Origin of the sequence: Arthrobacter sp. SRS-W-1-2016 (genome assembly GCF_002009585.1) — a bacterium.
Classification (GTDB): Bacteria; Actinomycetota; Actinomycetes; order Actinomycetales; family Micrococcaceae; genus Arthrobacter; species Arthrobacter bambusae_A.
The window spans coordinates 28,790-54,155 of record NZ_MTPV01000009.1; the positions used below are offsets into that span (position 1 = coordinate 28,790).

24 protein-coding genes and 1 riboswitch are annotated in these 25,366 nt (G+C 65.5%); of the genes, 1 reads left to right on the forward strand and 23 read right to left on the reverse strand.

Translation table 11 applies throughout. The annotated features are described in order from the left end of the window. Positions 1 to 53: 53 nt before the first annotated feature. The 10 genes from BMF89_RS02210 to hisI all read right to left on the reverse strand — a co-directional run bounded on the left by BMF89_RS02210 (position 54) and on the right by hisI (position 13,795). Positions 54 to 1,511 carry a glutamate synthase subunit beta gene (locus BMF89_RS02210; RefSeq protein ID WP_078105449.1) on the reverse strand — a complete coding sequence of 486 codons (1,458 nt, stop codon included), beginning with the start codon at positions 1,509 to 1,511 and terminating at the stop codon, positions 54 to 56. After that, on the reverse strand, positions 1,504 to 6,117 hold the full coding sequence (gltB, locus tag BMF89_RS02215; protein ID WP_078105450.1) for a glutamate synthase large subunit: 4,614 nt from the start codon (positions 6,115 to 6,117) through the stop codon (positions 1,504 to 1,506). The genes BMF89_RS02210 and gltB overlap by 8 nt, the downstream gene beginning before the upstream one ends. 262 nt (positions 6,118 to 6,379) lie before the next feature. Then, a complete protein-coding gene (gene lgt / locus BMF89_RS02220) occupies positions 6,380 to 7,618 on the reverse strand; it encodes a prolipoprotein diacylglyceryl transferase (protein ID WP_078105451.1) in 1,239 nt (412 codons plus the stop codon). 19 nt (positions 7,619 to 7,637) lie between these two features. Next, positions 7,638 to 8,450 carry a tryptophan synthase subunit alpha gene (gene trpA / locus BMF89_RS02225; RefSeq protein ID WP_078105452.1) on the reverse strand — a complete coding sequence of 271 codons (813 nt, stop codon included), beginning with the start codon at positions 8,448 to 8,450 and terminating at the stop codon, positions 7,638 to 7,640. Beyond that, complete coding sequence (trpB, locus tag BMF89_RS02230; RefSeq protein ID WP_078105479.1) at positions 8,450 to 9,832, reverse strand: tryptophan synthase subunit beta; 1,383 nt, start codon at positions 9,830 to 9,832, stop codon at positions 8,450 to 8,452. The genes trpA and trpB overlap by 1 nt, the downstream gene beginning before the upstream one ends. Positions 9,833 to 9,943: 111 nt before the next feature. Further along, the gene (gene trpC, locus BMF89_RS02235; RefSeq protein WP_078105453.1) at positions 9,944 to 10,762 is read right to left on the reverse strand and encodes an indole-3-glycerol phosphate synthase TrpC; all 819 of its coding nucleotides are present in this window, start codon (positions 10,760 to 10,762) and stop codon (positions 9,944 to 9,946) included. 2 nt (positions 10,763 to 10,764) lie between these two features. Next, positions 10,765 to 11,037 (reverse strand): HGxxPAAW family protein, encoded by a 273-nt coding sequence (locus BMF89_RS02240; RefSeq protein WP_078105454.1) that lies wholly within the window; start codon positions 11,035 to 11,037, stop codon positions 10,765 to 10,767. A gap of 89 nt (positions 11,038 to 11,126) precedes the next feature. Further along, positions 11,127 to 11,732 (reverse strand): Trp biosynthesis-associated membrane protein, encoded by a 606-nt coding sequence (locus BMF89_RS02245; protein WP_253190668.1) that lies wholly within the window; start codon positions 11,730 to 11,732, stop codon positions 11,127 to 11,129. Continuing rightward, positions 11,729 to 13,309, reverse strand: coding sequence for an anthranilate synthase component I (locus BMF89_RS02250; protein ID WP_078105455.1), 1,581 nt, complete (start codon positions 13,307 to 13,309; stop codon positions 11,729 to 11,731). The genes BMF89_RS02245 and BMF89_RS02250 overlap by 4 nt, the downstream gene beginning before the upstream one ends. A gap of 57 nt (positions 13,310 to 13,366) precedes the next feature. After that, positions 13,367 to 13,795, reverse strand: a complete 429-nt coding sequence (hisI, locus tag BMF89_RS02255) for a phosphoribosyl-AMP cyclohydrolase (RefSeq protein ID WP_078105456.1) — start codon at positions 13,793 to 13,795, stop codon at positions 13,367 to 13,369. Positions 13,796 to 13,884: 89 nt separating this feature from the next. Here hisI and BMF89_RS02260 point away from each other — a divergent pair, with 89 nt between their 5' ends. After that, positions 13,885 to 14,529: a TIGR03085 family metal-binding protein gene (locus BMF89_RS02260; RefSeq protein ID WP_078105457.1), complete on the forward strand. Its 645-nt coding sequence runs from the start codon at positions 13,885 to 13,887 to the stop codon at positions 14,527 to 14,529. A gap of 88 nt (positions 14,530 to 14,617) precedes the next feature. Here the strand turns inward: BMF89_RS02260 and hisF are convergent, their stop codons facing one another. The 13 genes from hisF to def all read right to left on the reverse strand — a co-directional run bounded on the left by hisF (position 14,618) and on the right by def (position 25,353). Further along, on the reverse strand, positions 14,618 to 15,394 hold the full coding sequence (gene hisF, locus BMF89_RS02265) for an imidazole glycerol phosphate synthase subunit HisF (protein ID WP_078105458.1): 777 nt from the start codon (positions 15,392 to 15,394) through the stop codon (positions 14,618 to 14,620). A gap of 23 nt (positions 15,395 to 15,417) precedes the next feature. Next, positions 15,418 to 16,278, reverse strand: a complete 861-nt coding sequence (hisG, locus tag BMF89_RS02270; protein ID WP_078105459.1) for an ATP phosphoribosyltransferase — start codon at positions 16,276 to 16,278, stop codon at positions 15,418 to 15,420. Between the two features lie 176 nt (positions 16,279 to 16,454). Further along, positions 16,455 to 16,718, reverse strand: a complete 264-nt coding sequence (locus BMF89_RS02275; RefSeq protein ID WP_078105460.1) for a phosphoribosyl-ATP diphosphatase — start codon at positions 16,716 to 16,718, stop codon at positions 16,455 to 16,457. Between the two features lie 115 nt (positions 16,719 to 16,833). After that, a complete protein-coding gene (gene ribH / locus BMF89_RS02280) occupies positions 16,834 to 17,319 on the reverse strand; it encodes a 6,7-dimethyl-8-ribityllumazine synthase (protein ID WP_078105461.1) in 486 nt (161 codons plus the stop codon). Between the two features lie 37 nt (positions 17,320 to 17,356). Next, positions 17,357 to 18,058 carry a GTP cyclohydrolase II gene (gene ribA, locus BMF89_RS02285; protein ID WP_078105462.1) on the reverse strand — a complete coding sequence of 234 codons (702 nt, stop codon included), beginning with the start codon at positions 18,056 to 18,058 and terminating at the stop codon, positions 17,357 to 17,359. After that, positions 18,055 to 18,750, reverse strand: coding sequence for a 3,4-dihydroxy-2-butanone-4-phosphate synthase (ribB, locus tag BMF89_RS02290; protein WP_139359513.1), 696 nt, complete (start codon positions 18,748 to 18,750; stop codon positions 18,055 to 18,057). Before ribB ends, ribA begins: the two co-directional genes overlap by 4 nt. Further along, positions 18,747 to 19,382, reverse strand: coding sequence for a riboflavin synthase (locus BMF89_RS02295; protein ID WP_078105464.1), 636 nt, complete (start codon positions 19,380 to 19,382; stop codon positions 18,747 to 18,749). The genes ribB and BMF89_RS02295 overlap by 4 nt, the downstream gene beginning before the upstream one ends. Then, positions 19,382 to 20,533 (reverse strand): bifunctional diaminohydroxyphosphoribosylaminopyrimidine deaminase/5-amino-6-(5-phosphoribosylamino)uracil reductase RibD, encoded by a 1,152-nt coding sequence (gene ribD, locus BMF89_RS02300; protein ID WP_078105465.1) that lies wholly within the window; start codon positions 20,531 to 20,533, stop codon positions 19,382 to 19,384. Before ribD ends, BMF89_RS02295 begins: the two co-directional genes overlap by 1 nt. Beyond that, positions 20,530 to 21,228 (reverse strand): nicotinamide riboside transporter PnuC, encoded by a 699-nt coding sequence (pnuC, locus tag BMF89_RS02305; RefSeq protein WP_078105466.1) that lies wholly within the window; start codon positions 21,226 to 21,228, stop codon positions 20,530 to 20,532. The genes ribD and pnuC overlap by 4 nt, the downstream gene beginning before the upstream one ends. Before the next feature lie 84 nt (positions 21,229 to 21,312). Continuing rightward, positions 21,313 to 21,467: riboswitch (FMN riboswitch) on the reverse strand. 99 nt (positions 21,468 to 21,566) lie between these two features. After that, on the reverse strand, positions 21,567 to 22,229 hold the full coding sequence (gene rpe / locus BMF89_RS02310; protein ID WP_078105467.1) for a ribulose-phosphate 3-epimerase: 663 nt from the start codon (positions 22,227 to 22,229) through the stop codon (positions 21,567 to 21,569). 93 nt (positions 22,230 to 22,322) lie between these two features. Continuing rightward, positions 22,323 to 23,873, reverse strand: a complete 1,551-nt coding sequence (locus BMF89_RS02315) for a transcription antitermination factor NusB (RefSeq protein WP_078105468.1) — start codon at positions 23,871 to 23,873, stop codon at positions 22,323 to 22,325. Next, positions 23,870 to 24,790, reverse strand: a complete 921-nt coding sequence (gene fmt, locus BMF89_RS02320) for a methionyl-tRNA formyltransferase (protein WP_078105469.1) — start codon at positions 24,788 to 24,790, stop codon at positions 23,870 to 23,872. The genes BMF89_RS02315 and fmt overlap by 4 nt, the downstream gene beginning before the upstream one ends. Then, positions 24,787 to 25,353: a peptide deformylase gene (gene def, locus BMF89_RS02325; RefSeq protein WP_078105470.1), complete on the reverse strand. Its 567-nt coding sequence runs from the start codon at positions 25,351 to 25,353 to the stop codon at positions 24,787 to 24,789. Before def ends, fmt begins: the two co-directional genes overlap by 4 nt. Positions 25,354 to 25,366 lie beyond the last annotated feature (13 nt).

Sequence of the window (25,366 nt, forward strand, 5' to 3'; positions counted from 1 at the left end):
CTACCCTAGTAGTGTGCTGCAGTTGGAGTTGGGAAAGCGTCGTGCGCCGGTCCTTAGAGGACCGCTATAGCCCGGTCGGTGGGAGCCACCGGCGCGGGGAGAATGGTGCTGCCCATGAGGTACTTGTCGACGGCGGCAGCGCAGGCGCGGCCTTCAGCGATAGCCCAGACAATCAAGGACTGCCCGCGGCCGGCGTCGCCTGCGACGAAAACTCCCTCGGTGTTGGTCATGTAGTACCCATCTCGGGCCACGTTGCCGCGGCCGTCGAATTCTGCGCTGACCTGTTCGGTGATACCGGCAGGTTCCGCGCCCGTGAAGCCGAGCGACAGGAAGACCAGATCGGCCGGAATGACGCGCTCCGTGCCGGCCTTCGGCAGGCGCTTGCCGTCCACGAACTCGGTCTCGGCCACCTTGACCCCTGTGAGCTTGCCGTTTTCGCCGACAAACTCGACGGTCGAGGCGAGGTAGGTGCGTTCGCCTCCCTCTTCGTGCGCGCTGGCAACCTCGAACAGTGTGGGAAACGTCGGCCAAGGCTGGTGGGTGGCACGCTCGAGCGGCGGCTGCTTGCCGATCGCGAGGGTCGTGACGGACGCGGCGCCATGACGGTGTGCCGTGCCGAGGCAGTCGGCGCCGGTGTCTCCGCCGCCGAGGATGATGACGTGCTTGCCCTTGGCATCGATCTGGCCTTCCACGGTTTCACCGGCCACCACGCGGTTGGCGGGCACCAGGTAGTCCATGGCGAAGTGGATGCCGTCGAGATCGCGGCCCGGGATGGGAAGGTCGCGCGGCACGGTGGCACCGGTGGCGATCACCACCGAGTCGTAACGGCGGCGCAATTGCTCCCACGTCACGTCGCTTCCGACCGCCACACCCGTGCGGAAGCGGGTGCCCTCGGCCTTCATCTGCTCGACGCGGCGGTCGACCTGTTCCTTCTCCATCTTGAAGTCGGGGATGCCATAGCGCAGCAGTCCCCCGATCTTGTCGTCACGCTCGTAGACGGCCACAGTGTGGCCGACGCGCGTCAGCTGCTGCGCGACCGCAAGTCCCGCCGGGCCGGAGCCGACGACGGCGACCGTCTTGCCGGAGAGGCGCGCCGGCGGAAGCGGTTGGACCCACCCGTTTTCGAAGGCGTCGTCGATGATCGAAACCTCAACCTGCTTGATGGTCACGGCAGGCTGGTTGATGCCCAGGACACAGGATGCTTCGCACGGCGCAGGACACAAGCGGCCCGTGAACTCCGGGAAGTTGTTCGTGGCGTGCAGGCGCTCGATCGCTTCCTCGCCCTTGCCGCGCCACGTGAGGTCGTTCCACTCCGGGATGAGGTTCCCCAGCGGGCAGCCCTGGTGGCAGAACGGAACACCGCAATCCATGCAGCGGCCTGCCTGGCTCTTGAGCACGCCCTTGTCCTGGGCTTCGTAGACTTCCTTCCAGTCCATGATGCGGACGGGAACGGGACGGCGTGGCTGCGTCTCGCGCTGCCGGACTTTCAGAAATCCGCGTGGATCAGCCACCGGTTACCTCCAGGATTCGAGACCATACTTCTTCGCCATCGGGATCAAGGCCTTCCTCGATGGCATCGAGACGGGTTTGCAGGACTGCGGCGTAGTCGCGCGGCAGAACCTTGGTGATGCGGGCAGCGGTGTCATCGAAGTTCTCGAGCAAGCGGCCTGCCAGGACGGATTCAGTTTCTTCCAAATGCTTGACCAGGAGGCCGTGCACGATGGTGCGGTCCTCGTCGTCGAGCTCAAGCAACTGCAGTTCGCCGGAATCCAAGGCCTGCTTGTTGACCCTGGCAGGCTGGAGGTCCAGCACGTAGGCGGTACCACCGGACATGCCGGCACCGAAGTTGCGGCCGGTGCGGCCGATGATCAGCGTCTGGCCGCCCGTCATGTACTCGCAGCCATGGTCACCGATGCCTTCGACGACGGCGGTGGCCCCCGAGTTGCGGACCAGGAAGCGTTCGCCCACTTGGCCGCGCAGGAACATTTCGCCGCTCGTGGCGCCGTAGCCGATCACGTTGCCTGCGATGACGTTGCGTTCCGCTTGGAAAACGTTGGTGCGGTCGGGGCGGACGATGATGCGTCCACCCGAGAGGCCCTTGCCGACGTAGTCGTTGGAGTCGCCGAACATGCGCAACGTGATGCCGGCCGGAAGGAAGGCGCCCAGCGACTGCCCGGCGGTGCCTTTCAGCGTCACGTCTATAGTGTCCGTGGCGAGCACATCGATGCCGAACGTCTTGGTGACGACGTGACCCAGCATGGTGCCCACTGAACGGTCCGTATTGATGACGTCGACGGCGATCTTCACCGGCGTGCGGTCGCTCAAAGCCTCGGCGGCCATGCCGATGAGGCGCTGGTCGAAGTGCTTGTCGAGCTCGTGGTTCTGGCCGGTGAGGTTCCGCAGGGGAACGTCGTCGTCGAACTCGAGGCCGTGCAGGATCGGGTCGAGGTCGAGTCCCTCGGCCTTCCAGTGGTCCACCGCTTCGCGGGTGTCCAGGACCTCGGCATGGCCGATGGCCTCCTCGAGGCTGCGGAAACCGAGTTCGGCGAGCAGTTCGCGGACTTCCTCGGCAAGGAATTCGAAGAAGTTGACCACGAATTCTGGCTTGCCGGTGAAGCGCGAGCGGAGCTCCGGGTTCTGGGTTGCGACGCCCACCGGGCAGGTGTCGAGGTGGCAGACGCGCATCATGATGCAGCCGGACACCACCAGGGGCGCGGTCGCGAAACCGTACTCCTCGGCACCCAGCAGCGCAGCGATGACGACGTCGCGGCCCGTCTTGAGCTGGCCGTCCACCTGGACCACGACGCGGTCGCGGAGCCCGTTGAGCATAAGCGTCTGCTGGGTCTCGGCAAGGCCGAGCTCCCACGGGACACCGGCGTGCTTGAGCGAGTTCAGCGGCGAGGCGCCGGTTCCGCCGTCGTGCCCTGAAACGAGCACGACGTCGGCCTTCGCCTTGGTGACGCCGGACGCCACCGTGCCGATCCCGACCTCGGACACCAGCTTGACGTGCACACGAGCCGAGGGGTTGGCGCGCTTGGCGTCGTAGATGAGCTGCGCGAGGTCCTCGATGGAGTAGATGTCGTGGTGCGGGGGCGGGGAAATGAGCCCCACGCCGGGGGTGGAGTGGCGGGTCCGGGCCACCCAGGGGTAGACCTTCTGCGCCATGAGCTGGCCGCCTTCACCGGGCTTGGCGCCCTGGGCCATCTTGATCTGGATGTCCTCGGCGTTGGTCAGGTACAGGCTCGTCACGCCGAAACGGCCGGAGGCAATCTGCTTGATCGCGGAGCGGCGCTCCGGGTCCAGCAGGCGGTCCACGTCTTCGCCGCCTTCGCCGGTGTTGGACTTGGCGCCCAGCCGGTTCATGGCGATTGCGAGCGTCTCGTGGGCTTCCTTGGAGATAGAGCCGTAGCTCATCGCTCCGGTGGAGAAGCGCTTCACGATGCTGGAAACCGGCTCGACTTCCTCAAGGGGCACGGCGGGACGCTGGCTGTCCTTGAACTTCAGGAGCCCACGCAGGGTCATGAGGTTCTCGGACTGGTCGTCGATTCCCTTGGTGTAGGACTTGAAGATGTCGTAGCGGCGTTCGCGCGTGGCGTGCTGCAGGCGGAAGACCGTCTCCGGGTTGAACAAGTGCGGTTCGCCGTCGCGGCGCCACTGGTATTCGCCGCCGCCGAGCAGCGGACGGTGCGGCAGCTCGATGCCGCCTTCCGGGTAGGCCATCTGGTGGCGGGCGGACACTTCGGCGGCGATGACGTCCAGTCCGACGCCGCCCAATTGCGAGTGGGTGCCGGAGAAGAATTCGTCCACGAGGTCCTGGGACAGCCCCAGTGCTTCGAAAGTCTGGGCTCCGGTGTAGGAGGCCACCGTGGAAATGCCCATTTTGGACATGATCTTCAAGACACCCTTGCCGAGGCCCTTGATGAGGTTGTACACGCCGTCTTCAGCGGTCACGCCGACCACTTCGCCGGTGCTGATGAGCTGCTCCACGGACTCCATGGCCAGGTAGGGGTTGACGGCGGAAGCGCCGAAGCCCACCAGCACTGCCACGTGGTGCGTTTCGCGGACGTCGCCGGCCTCGACCACCAGGGCGGTCTTGGTGCGGTTGGCGCTGCGGAGCAAGTGGTGGTGCACCGCGCTCACGAGCAGCAGGGACGGGATCGGGGCCCACTGCGCGTTCGAGTCACGGTCCGACAGCACGATGTACTGCACGCCGCGGTTGATCGCACCGGAAACCTGCTCGCAGATTTCGGTCAAGCGGCTTCGGAGCGATGCTTCTCCGCCCTCCGGGCGGTAGAGTCCGCGGACCTTCATGGCGACCTTGTCGCCGTCGGCATTCTCGATGTTGGCGATCTTGGCGAGCTGGTCGTTGTTGATCACCGGGAACGGCAGGGAGATCTGCGGCTGGCGCACCTGCCCGACGTCGAGCAGGTTTCCGTTTGGACCGATGGCGCACTTCAGCGAGGTGACAAGCTCTTCGCGGATCGCGTCCAGGGGCGGGTTGGTGACCTGTGCGAAAGACTGCACGAAGTAGTCGAACAGCAAACGCGGACGCTTGGACAGCACGGCGACCGGGGTGTCGGAACCCATGGCGCCGAGCGGCTCGGCCCCGGTACGGGCCATGGGCCCAAGGAGGATCTTCAATTCCTCGGTGGTGTAGCCGAATGTCCGCTGGCGGATGTTCACGGACGCCGCGGTATGCAGCACGTGTTCGCGCTCGGGAAGGTTGTTGAGGTCGATCAGGTTGTCCTTGACCCATTCAGCCCAAGGGTTGGCGGCGGCCACCTCGGCCTTGACCTCGGCGTCGTCGATGATGCGGCCGGCTTCAGTGTCCACCAGGAACATCTTGCCCGGCGAAACACGGCCCTTCTTGACCACCTTGGCGGCCTCGACGTCGATCACGCCGACCTCGGAGGCGAAGACGATCAGGCCGTCTTCGGTGATCCAGTAGCGGCCGGGGCGCAGGCCGTTGCGGTCAAGGGTCGCCCCCACGAGGTTGCCGTCGGTGAAGGACACCGCTGCGGGACCGTCCCACGGTTCCATGAGCAGCGAGTGGTACTCGTAGAAGGCGCGGCGGGCAGGATCCATCGTGGCGTGGTTTTCCCATGCCTCGGGGATCATCATCATGATCGAGTGCGTGATGGGCCGTCCGGAAAGCCAGAGCAGCTCTGCAACTTCGTCGAAGGACGCGGAGTCCGAGGCACCCGGCGTGCAGATGGGGTACAACTCCTCCGGGGAATCGCCCAGCAGCGGGTTCGCGAGCTGGGACTGGCGCGCCCGCATCCAGTTCCGGTTGCCCTTGACGGTGTTGATTTCACCGTTGTGGGCGATGGTGCGGAACGGCTGCGCGAGCGGCCACGACGGGAACGTGTTCGTGGAGAAGCGCGAGTGCACGATGGCCAGCTTGGTCTTGAAGCGCTTGTCCGAGAGATCCGGGTAGAACGGCTCCAGCTGGGCTGTGGTCAGCATGCCCTTGTACACGATGGTGCGCGAGGACAGCGACGGGAAGTACACGCCGAACTTGTTCTGGGCACGCTTGCGGACACGCCAGGCGCGGGAATCCAGTTCATTCCTGTCCAGCACCTCGCCCGTCGCGGAGGCGAGGAACGGCTGCGCGAAGTAAGGCATGCAGGCACGAGCCATGGCACCGACCAGGTCTCCGACCACGGGCACTTCACGCCAGCCAAGAACCGTCAGGCCCTCGTCTATTGCAAGGGCTTCGATGCCGGCCTTCGCGGTCCCGGCTTCGCGGGCTTCAGCCGGAAGGAAGGCGGTACCGACTACGTACTGCCCGGGTGCCGGGAGTTCGAACTCCGTGACGGCCCGGAAGAATTCATCCGGAACCTGCATGAGGAGCCCGGCGCCGTCGCCCGTGCCTTCGTCGGCGCCCACGGCGCCCCGGTGTTCAAGGTTGCGCAGGGCAGTCAGGGCCGCTTCCACGATGTCATAGCCGGGTTCACCACGCAGGGTGGCGATAATGGCCAGGCCACAAGCGTCCTTCTCCTGCTCAGGGTTGTAGAGTCCCTGGGCTTCCGGGAGCGCAGCAAAACGTTTGAAGGGCGAGATGGCACCTTGCGGTTCGACTGCTTCGGACCAGCTTGGGTTATGAAGATGGGTCATTGAAGACGTCCTTCCTCGAGATCGTGCGAATGGAAGGGACAACGTTGGCCCCACCTTGCCAGCCGTGTGACGGGCATAACAAAGCGCTAGTTACTAGAAATTGTAGGACAGCGGGCAAGACGCAACGAACAGTTACGCATGCCCCTGACCCAAGCTTGACCGCGGAGCCTCTGTGTGCTGCCGGGCTACTGCCAAGGGTGCCACGACGCTGTGGCCGGGGGTCTCTGGGCGGTAGCCCGGTTCCCCGATGCCGTAGCGCTGGCTACTTGGTTCTGCCAGCTTCCGGCCCGGATCCAGGGACACTGCTGGCGGTGGTTTCGGTGGACGCTGAGCCGGAATCCGACGTGACGCCGGCATGTGGCTCCTCGGCCGTTTCCGTTGGCTCAGCAGTATGGCCCAGATCGCTTTGGTTATTCCGGAGATTACCATGCGCACCGGTATCTGAGACAGATCCGTCCGCATCATGGGACTTCGTATTGGTCACAATTGGGCTCTCCGCCTCCCGGGCAGCAGCCGTGTCGTCGTCGGCAGTCGGCTCATCGTCCCCGGCATGTGGGTGGCCGACGGCGGGCTCATCCTCTCCGGCGGTCACCGCGGCCGGTTCCCTGCCGGGAAGGTACGCAGTGTCCGGCTCCGGCCTGCCGCGCAGGCTCAGGACGATGAAGATGATGAGCGCTGCGACGAAGACGAAGATGCTGGTCCAGACATTGAGACGCGTGGTGATGCCGAAGAGGTTGATCTGTTCGGCATCGTCGATCCGCAACGCTTCGATCCAGACCCGGCCAAGCGTGTAGTAGATGGCGTACAGCCAGAAGAGCCTGCCGCGGCGGAAATGGAAGCGCCGGTCCAGGACCAGGAGGATCACGACGCCGATGATGTTCCAGAGGGATTCGTAAAGGAACGTCGGGTGGAAGAGCGTGTCGCTCGGCATTCCGGCCGGAAAATTGGGGCTGTTCGGGTCTATCTGAAGGCCCCATGGCAAGGTGGTGGGTCCGCCGAAGAGTTCCTGGTTGAACCAGTTGCCCCAACGCCCGATCGCTTGCGCCAGCAGGAGCCCGGGGGCCGCAGCGTCGAGGAAGGCGGTCAGCTTGACGCCGGAACGGCGGCAGCCGAGCCAGGCACCGACAACGCCGAGAACCACGGCACCCCAGATGCCCAGGCCGCCCCGCCAGATCTGCGGGATCAGGGAGAGGTCGCCGGTGCCGTTGAAGCCCGGGCCGAAGTACGCGTCCGGCGATGAGATCACATGGTAAAGCCGGCCGCCCACAATGCCGAAGGGGATCGCCCAGATGGCGATGTCCCACAGGCTGCCTTCGGGAGTGCCGCGACGCTTCCAGCGCACGGCGGTGAGCCACAGGCCCACGATGATGCCCAGGAGAATGCACAGCGCGTAGGCATGGATGCGGAGGGTCCCCCACGGAAGCGGAATATCAAATCCGGACCATGAGGGGCTCGGAATGCTCATGGGAGCCATTGCCGCGACGTGGAGGAGACTCTGCATTGTCTACGCTTTTCCTTTTCTAGGCCTGCGCTGTGGCCCGGCCGAGGCCGGCACTGAGGTTCTTGGTGAGTTGCGCGACGGCGTCAACGCCGCCGTCGCGGATCGCGGCAACCAGCGCGGTACCAACGATCACGCCGTCCGCGTAAGCGGCGATCTCGCGGACATGGTCCGCGGTGGAGACTCCGAGTCCGACACAAACACGTTCGGCGCCGGCTGCATGCGTGTCCGCCACAACCTTCTCCGCGGCGCTGCTGACTGACTGCCGCGCTCCGGTGACACCCATGATGGAAACGGCGTAGACGAAGCCGCGGCTCGCCTCCACCGTCATGGCCAGGCGCTCCGGCGTGGACGAAGGCGCTACAAGGAAGACCCGGTCCAGTCCGTATTTGTCCGATGCAGCGAACCATTCGGCTGCCTCGTCCGGAATGAGGTCCGGAGTGATGAGCCCTGCTCCCCCGGCCTCGGCCAGCCTGCGTGAGAACTCGTCGACGCCCATGCGCATGACGGGGTTCCAATACGTCATGACCAGCACTGCGGCATCGGTGGCCGCGGTGATGCCCGCGACGACGTCGAACACGCTGGCGACGTGGAAACCGTTGGCGATTGCTTCCGTGGTCGCAGCCTGGATGACGGCGCCGTCCATGACGGGGTCCGAATACGGGATGCCGATTTCGATGAGGTCCGCGCCGTTGCGGGCCATGGCAATGCCGGCGTCGATGCTTGACTGAATGTCCGGGTAGCCTGCCGGCAGGTATCCGATCAACGCGGCCCGGCCTTGTGCCTTCGCGCGGTCGATCGCGGCCGCGGACTTGCTGCTCATCTGCTCAGTCATCAGTTCCGGCCCCCGTTTGCTTCTTCAGTGCTGATCTCAAGGTTGCTGCGTTCGGACGTTCCCTTGGGCTTGCGGGTGGAGAGGGTGGTGCCCTTGACGTTGCCGTTCTCATCCAACATGTCGAACCATTCAGCGGCCGTTTCCACGTCCTTGTCGCCGCGCCCGGACAGGTTCACGATGATGATCGTGTCTGCCGGGTTTTCCTTGCCTTCCGTGAGCTGCTTGCCCACCTTGATGGCGCCGGCGAGGGCGTGCGAAGACTCGATGGCGGGGATGATGCCTTCGGTCCGGCAAAGCAGGCGGAACGCTTCCATGGCCTCGGTGTCCGTGATGGGCCCGTACGTGACGCGGCCGATGTCGGCGAGGTAGGAGTGCTCCGGACCCACGCTCGGGTAGTCCAGGCCGGCGGAAATCGAGTGGGACTCGATGGTCTGGCCGTCCTCGTCCTGCATGAGGTAGGACCGGGCACCATGGAGCACCCCGGGGCGCCCAAGGGTGATGGCTGCGGCGTGGCGACCGGTTTCGACGCCCTCGCCGCCTGCCTCAAAACCGTAGATCTTCACTGAGGCGTCGTCCAGGAAGCTGTGGAAGATGCCGATGGCATTGGAACCACCGCCGATGCAGGCACAGACGGCGTCGGGCAGCTTGCCGGTCTGCTCCAGGATCTGGGCGCGCGCTTCCTCGCCGATGACCTCGTGGAAGAAACGCACCATCGCCGGGAACGGGTGTGCGCCGGCCGCGGTGCCCAGCAGGTAGTGGGTGGTGTCGACATTGGAAACCCAGTCGCGGAGGGCGTCGTTGATGGCGTCCTTGAGCGTCTGTGATCCGTTGGTCACGGGAACCACGGTGGCGCCCAGGAGCTGCATGCGGGCCACGTTGAGCGCCTGGCGGCGGCAATCCTCGGCGCCCATGTAGACGACGCATTCGAGTCCGAGCAGGGCCGCAGCGGTGGCACTGGCAACGCCGTGCTGGCCCGCGCCGGTTTCCGCGATGACACGGGTCTTGCCCATGCGCTTGGCGAGCAAGGCCTGTCCGAGCACGTTGTTGATCTTGTGCGATCCTGTGTGGTTCAGGTCTTCGCGCTTGAGGAAGATGCGGGCCCCGCCGGCGTGCTCGGAGAACCGCTTGGCCTCCGTGAGGAGCGACGGACGGCCTGAGTAGTTCTTGTTGAGGTCCTTCAGCTGGGCGAGGAACTCGGGATCGGCCTTGGCTTTCTCGAACGTGTCCTCAACTTCGTCCAGGGCGGCGATGAGGGACTCGGGCATCCAACGTCCACCGTAAGAGCCGAAATACGGCCCAGCGGCGTTGCGGAGCGAGGTTCCGCCTTGTAGGAATGCGTCGGCCACATTCTCATCCGAGTTGGCTGTTGATGCGTCCACCATCAGTCTCACCGTCCTGTTCAGTTGGTAGTTGGGTTCTTCCGGGAGCCGCGGCACAGCAGGCAGCCATGTTGTCTGCTGTTTTCCGGGTCCCGGCCGCGATTCAGGCCTGCCTTAGGTCCTGACTGCGATGGCGGCAGCTCCGGCCGCCTTGAATTCGCTGATCCGCTCGTGTGGCGTGGAGTCACTCACAAGGGCTTCGCCCACAAGAATTGCGTGGGCACCGTTTCCCGCATAGTGCGCGACGTCCTCGGCGTTCCGCACCCCGGATTCAGCCACGACAACTGCTCCCGCGGGAATGCTTCCCGCGAGGGAGGCAAACAGGGTGCGGTCGACGTCGAGTGTCTTGAGGTTGCGGACGTTCACGCCGATGATCCGTGCCTTGGCTGAGGCCGCACGCTCGATTTCCTCGGGCGTGTGGGTTTCCACCAGGACGTTCATGCCAAGCTCGTGGCTCAACGCGCTGAATTCGCGCAGCTGTGCATCGGAAAGCGCCGCGACGATCAGCAGGATGAGGTCCGCGCCGTGGGCGCGGGCTTCCCAGATCTGGTACTCGTCAACTGTGAAGTCCTTGCGCAGCAACGGGATGTCGACGGCGGCGCGGACCGCGTCGAGGTCAGCGAGGGACCCGTTGAAGCGCCGCTGTTCGGTGAGGACGCTGATCACGGAAGCGCCGCCGTCGGCGTACTGCACCGCAAGTGCCGCAGGGTCGACGATGCTCGCGAGATCGCCTTTCGACGGGCTGCGGCGCTTGATTTCCGCGATGACCTTCAATTCGTCGCGGCTGGCAGACGGACCGCCCAAGGCAGCCCACGCGTCCAGTGCGGGCGCGGTGGCCGCTGCGCGCTCTTTCAGCTCGTCAAGGCCAACAACAAGGCGGCGCGCCTCCATGTCCTCCCTGACACCGACGATGATGTCATCAAGAACGGTCACGGTCAGTGGCCGGCGTTCTTCAGCTTGCTGCCGTCGACGCCGTAGCCCGCCTTGCGCATGGCCCAGCCGGCGATCAGGCCGGCGAACATGACAACAATGCCGGCGATGAAAATGGGGGTGCTGGCGATCACAAAGGCGATGGACGAAATCAAGGCCCCTACCAGCATGACAATCACGCAGGTCCACGCGGCCGGGCTGTTGCCGTGGCCGATGGCATCGCTGTGGCTTGCAGCGGTCACAGGGGCCTTGCTCGCGGACACTGTGGTTTTGCTCATGTGAAAATCTCCTCAGGATGAATACTGCTTACATTCTGCCATTTATTGACTGCACCCGGGACATCGTCCGATGTCCGGACAGTCGGGTCTTAGGTGGGGTCTTCTCCGCGGGAGAGGCTGTCCCAGCTGTCGATCTCGTCGACCGGTCCGGAACCCGCGAGGGCCGCCCGGCTGGCGACGTCGTACTTGGTGCGTGCCTTCCAGTGCCTGCCCGCGAGCGGAAGCAGGCCACCGCACAAGGCGAGCAGGCCGGCAGCCACGACGGCGAGTACCGGGAACACAGTCGACGATGCTGCCGCCTGCCCGCCCGAAATGCCTGTGGTCGCCGCAATGGTTCCTTGCGCCGCACCGAGTGGGTCTGCCAGGACGGTCACCGCGGCAATGAGGATGCCCGCCGAGGCGAGCACGATGATCGTTGAAATGATCCAGCGCGAAACCTTGCCCGCGATGGACGATGCCAGTCCCCCGGCAAGGGCGACGAGCGCGAGCGCGGTCACCGCTGTGGCGGCCTTGCTCCCCTGGACGTGGAGGTCGGCATTCGCCGCGGCGGCGGGATCGAGCCGGACGTTGATCCAGGTCTGCGTGGTGGTCCCGAAAACGGCGAGGGCAAAAATGGCCATGGCGAGCACCACGTTGCCCTTCCGTGCCCACACGGGAGGCTTTGCGGTGGCCGTCTGAGGGCGCTCCGCGGTCACAGCGCGGGCTTCCCGTCGACGATCGATTCCGCGGAAACGGCGTCCGGGGAAATGTTGTGGAGCGATCCGGCGGTGTGCACGGCACGCAAGGGGGCCGCCGCCTTGTTCACGGTCTCCAGCGCTTCGGAAGGCTTGTGGGAATCGGCCACGATGCCGCCGCCGGCCTGGACATACGCCCGGCCCTCACGCAACAATGCCGAGCGGATGGCGATCGCCATGTCCATGTCGCCTGCGAAGTCCAGGTATCCGACGACGCCGCCGTAGATGCCGCGCCGGTGCGGTTCGAGTTCGTCCAGGAGCCGCAGTGCGCGCGGTTTGGGCGCGCCGGACAGCGTGCCGGCGGGGAAGGTCGCCTTGAGGACGTCGTATGCCTTCGCCCCGGGCGCCAATTCTCCGACGACCGTGGACACGAGGTGCATGATGTGGCTGAAGCGTTCAACCTCCATGAACTGCGTAACGTCCACTGTTCCGGCCACGCAGACCTTGGACAGGTCGTTCCGCGAGAGGTCCACGAGCATGAGGTGTTCGGCGCGTTCCTTCTGGTCCGCGAGCAACTCGGTAGCCAGCGCTTTGTCGGCTTCCACGGTTTTGCCGCGGGGCCGCGATCCGGCGATCGGGTGGGTGATGACCTCGTTGCCTGTCACCGTCACGAGGGCCTCGGGAGAGGAGCCGACGATCGTGTACTCGCGTCCGTCGGGATCTTCGAGGCTGAAGAGGTACATGTAAGGGCTCGGATTGGTGTTGCGCAGCACGCGGTAGACATCCAGCGGGTCCGCGGCGCACTCCATTTCGAAGCGTCGCGAAATGACCACCTGGAAGACCTCGCCGTCGACGATCGCTTCCTTGCCGCGATCGATCGCGTCAAGGTACTCCTGCTCGGCCCAGCGTTCCTGGACGCTCGACGCGAAGTCGAGGGCTTCGGACTGCAACACCGATACGGGCTGCTTCACGGGCGTGCTGATCTGGTCCAGCAAGCGCTTCACCCGCGCGACGGCGTCGTGCCAGGCTTCGTCGACCCGCTCGGAACTGTTGTCGAAATTGATCGCGTTGGCAATCAGCAGGACGGTGCCGTCCATGTTGTCGTGGACAGCCATGTCCGTCACGAGGTTCAGGGCCAGTTCCGGCAGGTTGAGGTCATCCTCCGGGGGGCTGGTCAGCTTCTCCCAGTGCCGGACGGTTTCCCAGCCAAGGAAGCCCACAAGGCCGGAGGTGAAGGGAGGAAGGTCCGGGAAGCGGTCGGTCTGCAGGGCTGCAATGGTGTCGCGGACGGCGTCGACCGGGCTGCCGTCCACGGGCACGCCGACAGGAGGCTCGCCGATCCAGTGCGCCTGGCCGTCCTTGCTTGTCAAGGTGGCACGCGAACGCGAACCAATGAAGGAATAACGTGACCATGCCCCGCCGACAGCTGCCGACTCCAGGAGGAAGGTCCCGGGCTGGCCTTGGGCCAGCTTACGGTAGAGCCCGATGGGAGTCTCGGCGTCGGCCAGTACCCTCAGCCGGACCGGGATGACACGGCTGTGCGCGGCGAGTTCGCGGAACTCCTCCAGGCCCGGGCTGATGATTCCAAGGTCCTGCATGGTTTGTGTTCTCCGCCTCTTCTTGTTTGCTTGCCTCAGTGGATGGTGTGTAGCGGGTTAGTCCCGCTCGCCGGTCACGGCGGCGAGGCTCCGGTCATCGAAGCACGTGCGCGTACCGGTGTGGCAGGCCGCACCGACTTGGTCGACGCGGACCAGGAGGGCGTCGCCGTCGCAGTCCAAGGCCACCGATTTCACGAACTGGACGTGCCCGGAGGTGTCTCCCTTGCGCCAATATTCCTGGCGGGAGCGGGAGAAGAATGTGACGCGTCCCGTGGTCAGGGTCCGGTGCAACGCTTCGTCGTCCATCCAGCCGAGCATCAGCACTTCGTCGGTGTCGAACTGCTGGATGATCGCCGCCACCAAGCCGGCGGAATCGCGCTTCAGCGCGGCGGCCAGCTCGTGCGGGAGCGGACTAACGGGCACGACGGCGGGCTCCGCGGCGGAAGCGGCAGCGGGCGTGGCTGGGGGTGTTGACTGCTCAGACATCAGATCAAGTCTAGTGCCTCAAGTGGAGGCGAAATTCAGCGGCGGTTCCACTGCGCAACAGAGAGCGTCTCGTGCTAGTTTCACAAGTGATGCATTTCGTCGATCCCTCCCGCGAAGTACTGGCCGAAACACTCCTGGCGGCCGGACCTGACTCCCCCACGCTCTGCGAAGGGTGGCTCACAAGGGACCTCGCCGCGCACTTGTACTTGCGGGAGCGCAAAGCGGCCGTCGGTATTGGCTTGCTCATCAAGAGCCTCGCCCGGGCCTCGGACAAAGCCACGGCCAAGCTGGCCTCCAAGCTCAAGACCACGGAAGATTACGCCGAACTGGTGAACACCTTCCGTTCAGGGCCGCCCGCCTTGTCTCCCCTGAAGATCAAGGCCCTCGACGAGTCCTCCAACCTCATTGAATATTTCGTTCACACGGAAGACATCCGCAGGGCGGGTGACCGTTGGGCTCCACGGGCCCTCGACGAGGAATACTCGGACGCCTTGTGGGATGAATTGATCAAGCGAGCCGCCATTCTCTATCGCGGCGTGGACCTCGGGATCGTGCTGGTACGGCCCACCGGCCCCCGACACGTTGCCAAGCGGGCGCCCGTATCCGTGGCCATCGTGGGCGAACCTGGTGAACTCCTCATGCATGCCCATGGCCGAACGCATCACGCCCTGGTCACCTTCGAAGGCCAGCCGGACGCCGTCGCGCTGCTCCAGTCCGCCGAAGTCGGCCTCTGACCCGCGCTTAAACCCAACTGACTCGCAGTTGTTGTCGTTATGAGCGCTCAAAACGACAACAACTGCGAGTCAGTTGGGTTGAGACCCGCTAGCGGACCAGGAAGCCTGCTTCGCGGATCGCGGCTTTGACCTGGGCGATCATGTCATCCGGGCCGAAGTGGAACACTGACGCGGCCAACACAGCGTCGGCACCTGCTTCAACAGCCGGCGGGAAATGCGCCGGTTTGCCGGCACCGCCGGAGGCGATGATCGGGATGTGGACGGCCGCACGGACCAGGCGGATGAGTTCCAGGTCGAAGCCGTCCTTGGTGCCGTCGGCGTCGATCGAATTCAGGAGGATCTCCCCCACACCGCGGTCCGCGGCTTCCTTGGCCCACGCAATGGCGTCGATTCCGGTCCCTTGGCGTCCCCCGTGCGTGGTCACCTCGAAGCCGGAAGCCGTGGGCTCGGAGCCGGGCCTGGTCCGCCGCGCGTCAACCGACAGGACCAGCACCTGCGATCCGAAGTGGCGGGTGATCTCGTCGATGACGTCAGGGCGTGCGACGGCGGCCGTGTTGATGGAGGCCTTGTCCGCGCCGAAACGCAGGAGCTTGTCCACTTCGGCCACGCCCCGGACGCCACCGCCGACGGTCAGCGGGATGAAGACTTCCTCGGCGGTGCGGCGAACGACGTCGAACGTGGTTTCCCGGTTGCCGGACGACGCCGTGACGTCAAGGAACGTGAGTTCGTCCGCCCCGGCGTTGTCATAGCGGTGCGCAAGCTCCACGGGGTCTCCGGCGTCGCGCAGACCCTCGAAATTGATGCCCTTAACCACACGGCCGGCGTCGACATCCAAACAAGGGATGACCCGTACTGCTACAGCCATTGCTGCTCCTCGATGGTCTCGTGTCAGATGCGGCAGGCGTGGATGCTGCTGACCAGGATGGCGCGGGCGCCGAGGTCGTACAGCTCGTCCATGATCCGGTTGGTTTCCTTTTTCGGAACCATGGAACGGACGGCAACCCAATCCGAGTCGCGCAGCGGCGACACCGTGGGCGATTCGAGGCCAGGGGTGAGGGTGGCGGCTTCTTCCACGAGGTCCTTGCGGATGTCGTAGTCCATGAGGACGTACTGACGGGCGACGAGAACGCCCTGCAGGCGCCGGATCAGGACCTCGATCTCCTTCGCCGTGCCGTTTGCGGCACCACCCTCGCCGGTGCGGCGGATCAGGACGGCTTCGGACTTGAGGATGGGCTCTCCGAAGATCTCCATTCCGGCAGCCTTGAGCGTGTTGCCGGTTTCGACGACGTCAGCGATCGCGTCGGCGACGCCGAGGCGCACGGAAGACTCGACGGCGCCGTCAAGGCGGACCACCTTGGCTTTGACGCCGCGCTCGGCGAGGTAGTCGCGCAGGAGGCCGTCGTAGCTCGTGGCGAGGCGCTTGCCTTCAAGCTGCTCGACGCCGGTGAAGTCGCCGACAGGCCCGGCGAAACGGAAGGTGGACGCGGCAAAGCCAAGGGGAAGCAGCTCTTCTGCTTCGACCTGCGCGTCCAGGAGGAGGTCGCGGCCGGTGATACCGACGTCGAGGGTGCCCTGGCCTACATACACTGCGATGTCGCGGGGGCGGAGGAAGAAGAACTCAATGTCGTTGTCGGGGTCGACCATGACCAGTTCACGGGTATCGCGGCGCTGGCGGTATCCCGCCTCGGTCAGCATCGCGGAGGCGGCTTCGGACAGGGAGCCCTTGTTGGGGACGGCTACTCGCAGCATGGGGGACTTTCTTGGGAAGTGGAAGGGGAAGTTTCAGGCATTGTGCTCACGGCGCTGTTCTTTTCTTCCGCGGAACGGGTCCCGGAAGAGACCTTTCCCGGAAGAGACGGCGCAGTCAGCGGGGGCCACGCTGGGCTCTGCCAGGACCTTTTCAGGTCCGGACCGAGCGGACGTGGCTAGAGATGCTTGTAAACGTCTTCCAGGCCCAGACCCTTGGCGAGCATCAGGACCTGCAGGTGGTAGAGCAACTGGGAGATTTCCTCGGCCGCTGCTTCATCGGATTCATACTCTGCAGCCATCCAGACTTCGGCGGCTTCCTCCACGACCTTCTTGCCGATGCCGTGGATTCCGGAGTCCAATTCGGCCACAGTGCGGGAGCCTGCCGGACGGGTCGCTGCCTTTTCGCTCAGTTCTGCGAACAGCGTCTCGAAATTCTTCACGCCCTACAGCCTACTTGCTCGGGGCCGGTGACCGCCTGTCGGGTCATTGAATGACGGAAGGGATGTGAGCGAACGCACAAAGCGTGCCGGCACGCCCACATCCCTTTCGTCGCTGTTAGGCGTACTGCTTGAGGGTCAGCGCAGTGGAGAGCGCAGCGGTCACGGCTTCGTGGCCTTTGTCCTCGGACGAGCCGTCCAGCCCGGCGCGGTCCAGGCCCTGCTGCTCGGTGTCGCAGGTGAGCACGCCGAAGCCCACCGGCACGCCGGTGCGGACGCTTACTTCGGTGAGTCCCGACGTCGCCGCCTGGCAGACGTAGTCGAAGTGCGGCGTGCCTCCGCGGATGACGACGCCGAGGGCAACGACGGCGTCGAAGTGCGGCGCGAGCCGTGCAGCTGCGACGGGAAGCTCAAAGGATCCCGGGACGCGCAGCACGGTGGGCTCGGCGATGCCGGCTTCCTTGGCGGCACGCAGCGCGCCGTCGAGAAGGCCGTCCATGATCTGGGTGTGCCAACTGGCAGCCACGATGGCGAGTTTCAGCTGGTGGGTTTCCTCGGGATTGAGGGTGGTGAGGTCGATGGTAGGGGCGCCGTGTCCGCTCATGGGTGTGTGGTGATCCGTTCAGTCTTAAGGGTGAAGTTCAGTCTTGTTCGAGGTCAAACGTGCCGGCAGTTGCGTGCGTGCCGGCCGGTTCAGCGTCACCGAGGGTCAGGCGGTGGTCCATGCGGTCCTTCTTGGTCTGGAGGTACCGAAGGTTTTCTTCCCGGGACGGGACCTCGGTGGGCACCATCTCGACCACCTTCACGCCGGCCGCGGCAAGCCGGTTCTGCTTGTCCGGGTTGTTGCTCAGGAGCCGGATTTCATGAAGGCCCATTTCGGCAAGGATCTGGGCGGCGGCCTTGTAGCAGCGGGCGTCCACGGGGAGCCCCAGCTGCTCGTTGGCCTCGACCGTGTCGAATCCGGCCTCCTGCAGGGCGTAGGCCTTGATCTTGTTGGCCAGGCCGATGCCGCGGCCTTCCTGTCCACGAAGGTAGAGCAGGGTCCCGCCCTCTTCGCGGATGAGTTCCAGGGCGTAGGCCAGCTGTTCGCCGCAATCGCAGCGGTACGAACCGAAAACGTCGCCCGTGAGGCACTCGGAATGCAGACGCACCAGGGGAGGCTTGCCGGCAAGCGGCGCTTTCGGGGAACTCACCGCCAGGTGCTCTGCCCCGGTGGCGAGGTCGGTCCACGCCTGTGCCACGAACTCACCGAAGGCGGTGGGTAGCTGGACAATCGGGCCGCCGCTCACGGGATGCGTTGCGCGCGCGGGCGTGCCGCCGTCGTGCGTTGTCGCTGTGGTCATCGCTGCTCCTCGTTTCCTGCCGGAATTGCAACCTGGTGCCCCGCCTCCGACGCTACAACATAAGCCACGAGGTCCTCGATCGAAATCAGAGGACATCCATGCTCGGCAGCGAACTCCCGGAGGCTGTCCAGGCGCATCATTTCACCATCGTCATGTACCAATTCGGCGATCACGCCCACCGGGGCGAGCCCCGCAAGCCTGCAGAGATCAACTGCCGCCTCCGTGTGTCCCGGACGTTCACGCACTCCCCCCTTAACGGCCCGGAGCGGAAAAATATGCCCGGGCCGTGTGATCGAGGACGGAGTGCTGCTGGAATCAGCCAGAATCCGGGCGGTCAGGGCCCTGTCCGTGGCGGAAATACCGGTGCTTACGCCCAGCGCAGCATCACATGACACCGTGTACGCCGTGCCTTTGGCGTCTTCGTTGACCAGGACCATGGGCGGCAGCGCCAGGGCATCGGCCCGCGACTCCTCGAGGGGAACGCAAATGACTCCCGAGCTGTAGCGGATGGTCCAGCCCATGAGGGCAGGCGTCGCGTGTTCGGCGGCGAAGATGATGTCGCCTTCGTTTTCGCGGTCTTCATTGTCCACCACGATGACGGGACGGCCGGCTGCCATGGCCTTGACGGCCTTCTCCACCGGGTCCAGCCCTTGGCGCACCACTGCGGTACTGCCGTTGTGTGCGGCGCTCACTGGGCAGACCCAGCGGCGGTTGCCGAACGGAAGGAGAGCAGTCGCTCGGTGTATTTCGCGAGGACGTCCACCTCAAGGTTGACGCGCCCGCCCGTGGCCTTGGCCCCGAGCCCGGTTTCGTCCAGCGTGGTGGGAATGAGTCCCACTTCAAACCAGGGGTTCACTTCTTCTGCCGGGCTGACGGCGGTGACGGTGAGTGAAACGCCGTCGACGGCGATCGAGCCCTTTTCGGCGATGTACCGTGCCAGCGGGGCCGGCACGGCAAAGCGGAGGCGGTCCCAGTTGCCCAGCGACTCGCGCTCCAGAAGCTGCCCGACGCCGTCGACGTGGCCCTGCACGACGTGGCCGTCCAAGCGGCCGCCCGCCTGGACACAACGCTCAAGGTTCACCGAATCACCGGCGGCAAGCTCGCCGATAGTGGTGCGGACGAGGGTTTCGCCCATGACGTCGACGCTGAGCTCCCGGCCGTCGATGTCCGTTGCGGTGAGGCACACGCCATTGACCGCGATGGAGCCGCCCAAGCCAAGGCCTTCGGTGGTGCTCGGGGCCGTGAGGCGCAGCGTGGCGCTGGCCTCGCCGTCGTGCTCGACGGACAGGACCGTGCCTTGTTCAGCGACGATTCCGGTAAACATCAGTGTCCTCCTGTGGTGGTGTCCGAGGCGTCCTTGCCCGGAAATGGTTCGTGGTGTTCGGTGTGCGACTTGCTCCAGGCCGGTTTGTTTCCGTCCGATGGTCCGGACCTCAAATGCAGCCTGAGGTCGCGGCCCAGCGCATGGACCGCTCCGCCACCGGCGTCGTCCCAGTTCCAGTGCTGGGCGTCGGCGAGGGTGGAGATGCCGAGATCCATGAGGGCAGGCGTACCGGCACCCAACAGGGTGGGCGCAAGATAGACGATCAGTTCATCCACCAGGCCGGCGGCGAGGAAGCCGCTCAGGATGCGTGAGCCGCCTTCCACCATGACGTGCCGGACGCCTTCGGCGAACAGCAACTCCAAGGCCTCTGACGGGTCGCGGGTCGGCAAATGGATGAACTTGCCGTCAGTCCCCCGCACGGCGGCATCGGCCGGGACCTCCCGCAGCCCCATGACGGCCCGGAGCGGCTGGCTTGGCGATTCCACGCCGTCACTCTCCCGCGCGGTCAGCCGAGGGTTGTCCACCAGGACGGTTTCGGTGCCCACAAGAATGGCGTCGATCAGGCGCCGCAATCCGTGGTTGTCGGCGAGCGATTCAGGGCTGGAGATCCATTGGCTGGTTCCGTCGGCGGCCGCGATCCTGCTGTCGAGGGTCTGGGCAATGTGGAGCGTGACGAAGGGGCGCCTGGCATCCACCGCGTTGAACCACTCGCGGTTCAGCTTCAAAGCCTCGGCCGCGGCGAGCCCGGACCGCACATCCACGCCGGCAGCGCGCAGCCTGCCGGCACCGCCAGCGGCTGGATCGTGGGGATCATCGACGGCGTAAACCACCCGTGATATGCCGGCGTCAATGATCGCAGTGGTGCACGGTCCTGTGCGACCTACGTGGTTGCAAGGCTCCAAGGTCACCACCATGGTTGTTCCCGCGAGGTCGAGGCCTTTCGCCTTCGCCTTGGCGATCGCATCCGCCTCGGCATGTGGCGTGCCTGCGCCGCGGTGGTAACCCGTGATGAGCTGTTCTCCGTTGGGCCCGAGCACAACCGCACCCACCAAGGGATTGGCACCACGGTGTCCCCGCAGGGCCACGTGCAGCGCCGTGTCCATGGCCGCGGACTCAGCTTCCGAAAAATTCGGTTCAATAGCGTCGCTCATGAGAGGGCTCCTGCGGTTTCCGGCTCGGGCGTTGGCCTGAGCGGCCGGCTTTCACGTCGGTCTGCGCGCCACCAGACGAAGAATCCGGCAAGGGTGAAGAACCCGTAAAAGAGGTACATGAAGGCGCTGGCAAAATAGCCCGCGCTGAAAAGCAAGGGAACGCCCACGATGTCCACGGCGACCCAGATCAGCCAGAATTCGGTCCAGCCGCGCGCCATGCCATACGTCGCCAGGAGTGAACCCATGAAGGTCCAGGCGTCCGCCCACACAGGGGGGTAGGAACCCATGGAAGCGAAGACGGGAGTGAGTGCGGCTGTTCCCGCAATCATGGCGGCCACCATGCCGACCCGCGCTGTGGGGCTTGCCCAGCCGGGCACGATGGCGTGGCCATGCGCGCCTGCTTCGAGTCCCCGGCGCCAGCGGTACCAGCCGTAGACGGCGACCGTAATGAACATGATCTGGCGTCCGGCCTGGCCCCACAGGGTTGCCGGCGAGGCGGCGCCGAAGACGTTGCCCAGAAAGACCGTGAGCAGGAGCAGGTTGCCCGCGATTCCGATGGGCCATGCCCAGACTTTGCGGCGCATGCCGCCCAGGGCGCTGGCGAGCCCGAAAATGTTGCCTAGCACTTCGCGAAGAACAAGCACAGATCCGCCTACGGGAATCTGTGCTTCGAAGAGCCATCGCAGAAAGTCCATGTCGTTCCTTCCCTCGAATGCCGCGATGGCTCCGGGGGTGTACGACAGCGCGATGCCGGGCGCACGAAACGCCCAAGCATGACTGTACGTGCTTCTCCCATCCAGACTTTAACTGTCGGTACTGGAGTTCCACCAGTTCAACCGTCCGCCGTCGAGAATCCCGTGAGGGAAACGCGATGGCTCGCGGGTCGCGGACTATAACCGCCGGTTCGGAATTACACCGACCCCGGAGCACGTATGTGTGTTGCTATTCTGACACAACTGGAGGCATGGACGATGTATTCCCGGTGCAATATGCATGCCATTGCGTCATTGTTGTCACATTGCCGCGTGTCCGGTCACATTGCCGCGAGGCCTGCCGCCCGGAGCCGCTCAATGGCGGCAGCGGGGTCCTCATGTCCGTACACCGCGGAGCCCGCAACGAACACATTCGCACCGGCTTCTGCTGCCCGGACAATGGTCTCCTCGGTGACGCCGCCGTCGACCTGGATGGCGACGCCGATACCCGAGCCCTCGATCGCCGCCCGCGCCCGCCGGATCTTCGGCAGGGTCACGTCCAGGAAGGACTGCCCGCCGAAGCCAGGCTCCACGGTCATGATGAGGAGCATGTCCAGTTCGCTGAGCATGTCCAGGTACGGTTCCACCGGAGTGGCCGGACGGAGGGCCATGCCTGCCTTCGCACCGCGGGCACGGAGCTCACGCGCGAGCTTGATGGGAGCCATCGCCGCTTCCGCGTGGAAAGTCACGGAAGCCACGCCTGCGTCGGCGTAGGCCGGTGCCCAGCGGTCGGCGTCGGCGATCATCAGGTGGGCGTCGAGCGGCACCGGGCTCACGGCCTGGATCCGCTCGACCACCGGAAGGCCGAGCGTCAGGTTCGGCACAAAATGGTTGTCCATGACATCGACGTGGACGGCGTCGGCGTTGCTGATTCTCTTCAGCTCGGCTTCCAGGTTCACGAAGTCCGCGGACAGGATGCTCGGGTTGATACAGCACTCAGTCAAGGCAGTTCCCTCAGTGTTGGTGGCGGTCTGGTGGTTGTGGCAATTCTCCAGCTTAGGTACGCGGGACGTTCAGCCGGGGAAAGGCGCCGAAGGTTACGGCTTCTTCCGGATCAACGCCAGGAACATCGCATCGGTTTGATGCACGTGCGGCCACAGCTGGGCGGTCAACTCGTGCCCGGCGCCGAGGTTGCCGCTCAGGCTGACCGCGTCCACGGCCGCACCGGCGTCGATCTGCTCCAAGTCGTCCCGCTTGCGCAGGACATCGCTGACGACGGCGGTGGTTTCGGCCGGGTGCGGGGAGCACGTCACGTACGCCACCACTCCGCCCGGTTTGACGGCGTCGATGGCCGAATTGAGCAATTCACGCTGCAGCGGTCCGAGATCGGCAAGGTCCTTGGGGGTCCGCCGCCAGCGCGACTCGGGCCTGCGCCGCAGGGCGCCCAGGCCGCTGCAGGGAACGTCGACCAGCACGCGGTCGAAGGCCTCGGGTTGTTCTTTTCCGACGTCGCGGCCGTCGCCAACCCTCACGGTCCAGGAGTCCGCGGGAACCGCAGAGAGGGCTTGGCTGACCAGCTTGGCCCGATGCTCCGCGGGTTCGTTGGCCAGGAGGGTCGCACCTTCCTGGTGGGCGAGGGCTGCCAGCAACGCGGCCTTGCCGCCGGGACCGGCACACAGGTCCAGCCATTTCTCGCCGTCTTGGGTGGCCTGTCCGAGGTCCACACCCGCGACGGCGCGGGCTACCAGCTGCGATCCGACGTCCTGGACGCGCGTGGTGCCCTCGCGGATGGAGGACATGCGCCCCAGGTCGCCGCCGCTGGACAGCGCCGAGTCGATCACGAGTTCACCCGGAGTGGCCCCGTTCTCCAGGGCTTCATCGAGGTTGCCGATGCCGGGAAGCGCCACGAGGTTCACCACAGGGGCGGCGTTGTCGGCTTCGAGCAGTTCGGTGATTTCACTCGCGGGACGGCCATGCATGACGAGCGACTGGCGCAGCGCCCTGACGATCCATTCCGGGTGCGCATGGCGTACGGAGGCGATCCTGGTTTCGTCGGTCTCGTTCTCCAGCAGGTGGTCGAGCCACTCCGGGAGCGTCCTGGCGGTGACTTTTCGGAGCACGGCGTTGATGAGCGACGACGGGCCGGCCCCGATGACCGCGCGGGCCAGCCCGACAGTCTGGTCGAGGGCTGCGTGGGCAGGAACGCGCATGGCGAGCAGTTGGTGGGCACCCAGCCGCAATGCATCCAGGACTGCCGGATCGAGTTGGTCGAGCGGCCGGTCGACACACTCGGCCAGGACGGCGTCGTACATTCCTTGGCCGCGCAGCGCTCCGTAGCTCAGTTCGGTGGCGAATCCGGCGTCGCGCTTGTCGAGGTGGTGGTGGCGGATCCGTGAGGGCAGCACGAGGTTCGCATACGCGTCTTCCGAAGCGACGGCGCGCAAGACTTCGAAGGCCACCAGTCGCGCCGGATCCGCGCGTCGGGTCCGCTGGGACGGTGCGTTGGTGGTGAAACCGCGTTGCGGGCCCCTGTTGCGTTCGCGGCCTTGGGCGTTGCGGTTGCTTTCGCCGCGGGGACCGCGGTTGCCGTGGCTACCGCCGTCCCTGTTCCCACTGTTGTCGGAGCTGCGCCGGCCGGACTCATTCATTCGAATTCCACGCTTTCTGGTGTTGCCAAACCACGGGCCCAGTCGGCCGACGGCATCATCTTTTTGCCCGCAGGCTGGATCTGCCCGAGCTGCACCGCATGGGATCCGGTCCCGACCAGGACGTTCTTGCCGTCAACCCGGATCTTGCCGGGTGCAAGGTCCCGGATGTCCGGGCGCAATCCCACGGGTTCCAGCTTGACCCGCTGCCCGTCGAGCATGGTCCACGCTCCCGGTTCAGGGGTGGCCCCCCGGGCCCTGCGGTTGATGGCGAGGGCCGGTTGCGTCCAGTCGAGCCGGCCGTCGTCGAGCGTCAGTTTGGGCGCGAGCGAAACGTCGCCTCGCTGGGGCACCGGAGCCGCACTGCCGGACCCGACGGCGGACAGAGTCTGGGTGAGCAGGACCGCGCCGCTGCGCGAGAGCCGCTCCAGCAAGTCGCCCGCCGTGTCTTCGGGGCGGACGGTTTCCGTCAAGGTCCCGAAAACCGGCCCGGTGTCGAGTCCTTCTTCCAGGAGGAAGGTGGCCGCCCCGGTGATGTCATCGCCGGCGATGACCGAGCGTTGGACCGGTGCGGCTCCCCGCCAGGCGGGGAGCAGGGAGAAGTGGAGGTTGATCCAGCCGTGGCGCGGCACACCGAGTGCGGCTTTGGGGACAAGGCCTCCATAGGCGACGATCGCTGCGACGTCCGGCTCATATGAAGCGATCCGCTCCGTTGTCCCGGCGTCCACCTTGGAGGCGTGGATGATGTCGATGCCGAGTTCAGCGGCACGTGCTGCCACGGGCGACGGCGTCAGGATCCGTTTGCGGCCGGTCGGGGCATCCGGCCTGGTCAGCACCGCCACGACCTCGAAACCCGCCTCGATCAGCGCGTCAAGGGACGGTACGGCGACGGCCGGAGTGCCGGCGAAGAGCACCCTCATTCGGCGGCGCCGAAGCTGCCGAAGCTGGAGCCCACGGTATTGGCCCTCTTGGCGGTGGTCCGTTCGGTCACGGAGTGGTAGTCCGCCGCGCGGATGGCCCGGAGGGCGGTTTTCCGGTCCTCACCCTCGAGGCGGTCAGTGAACAGGATCCCGTCAAGGTGGTCGGTCTCGTGCTGGAAGCAGCGGGCAAGCATGCCCTCCGCCTCGACGGACACGGGATTGCCGTGCAGGTCCACGCCGGTTGCGCGGGTGGTCCTGCGGCGACGGACCGGAAACGCGAGTCCGGGAATGGAGAGGCAGCCTTCCACTTCGTCGGGCTGGAAATCATCGCTGCTCTCGAGCACGGGGTTGATGATGTGGCCTTCCACGCCGCCGATCCGGTAGGTGAAGACACGCTGGCTCACGCCGACCTGCGGCGCGGCGAGCCCTGCACCGTCCACGTCTTCCATCGTCTCGGTCATGTCCGACACAAGTTTGGCGAGCTCAGGCCCGAATTCCGTGACTGGATCAGCAACCGTGCGGAGCACGGGATCGCCGATGATACGGATACTCAAAATGGCCATGTGCTGTCTTTCC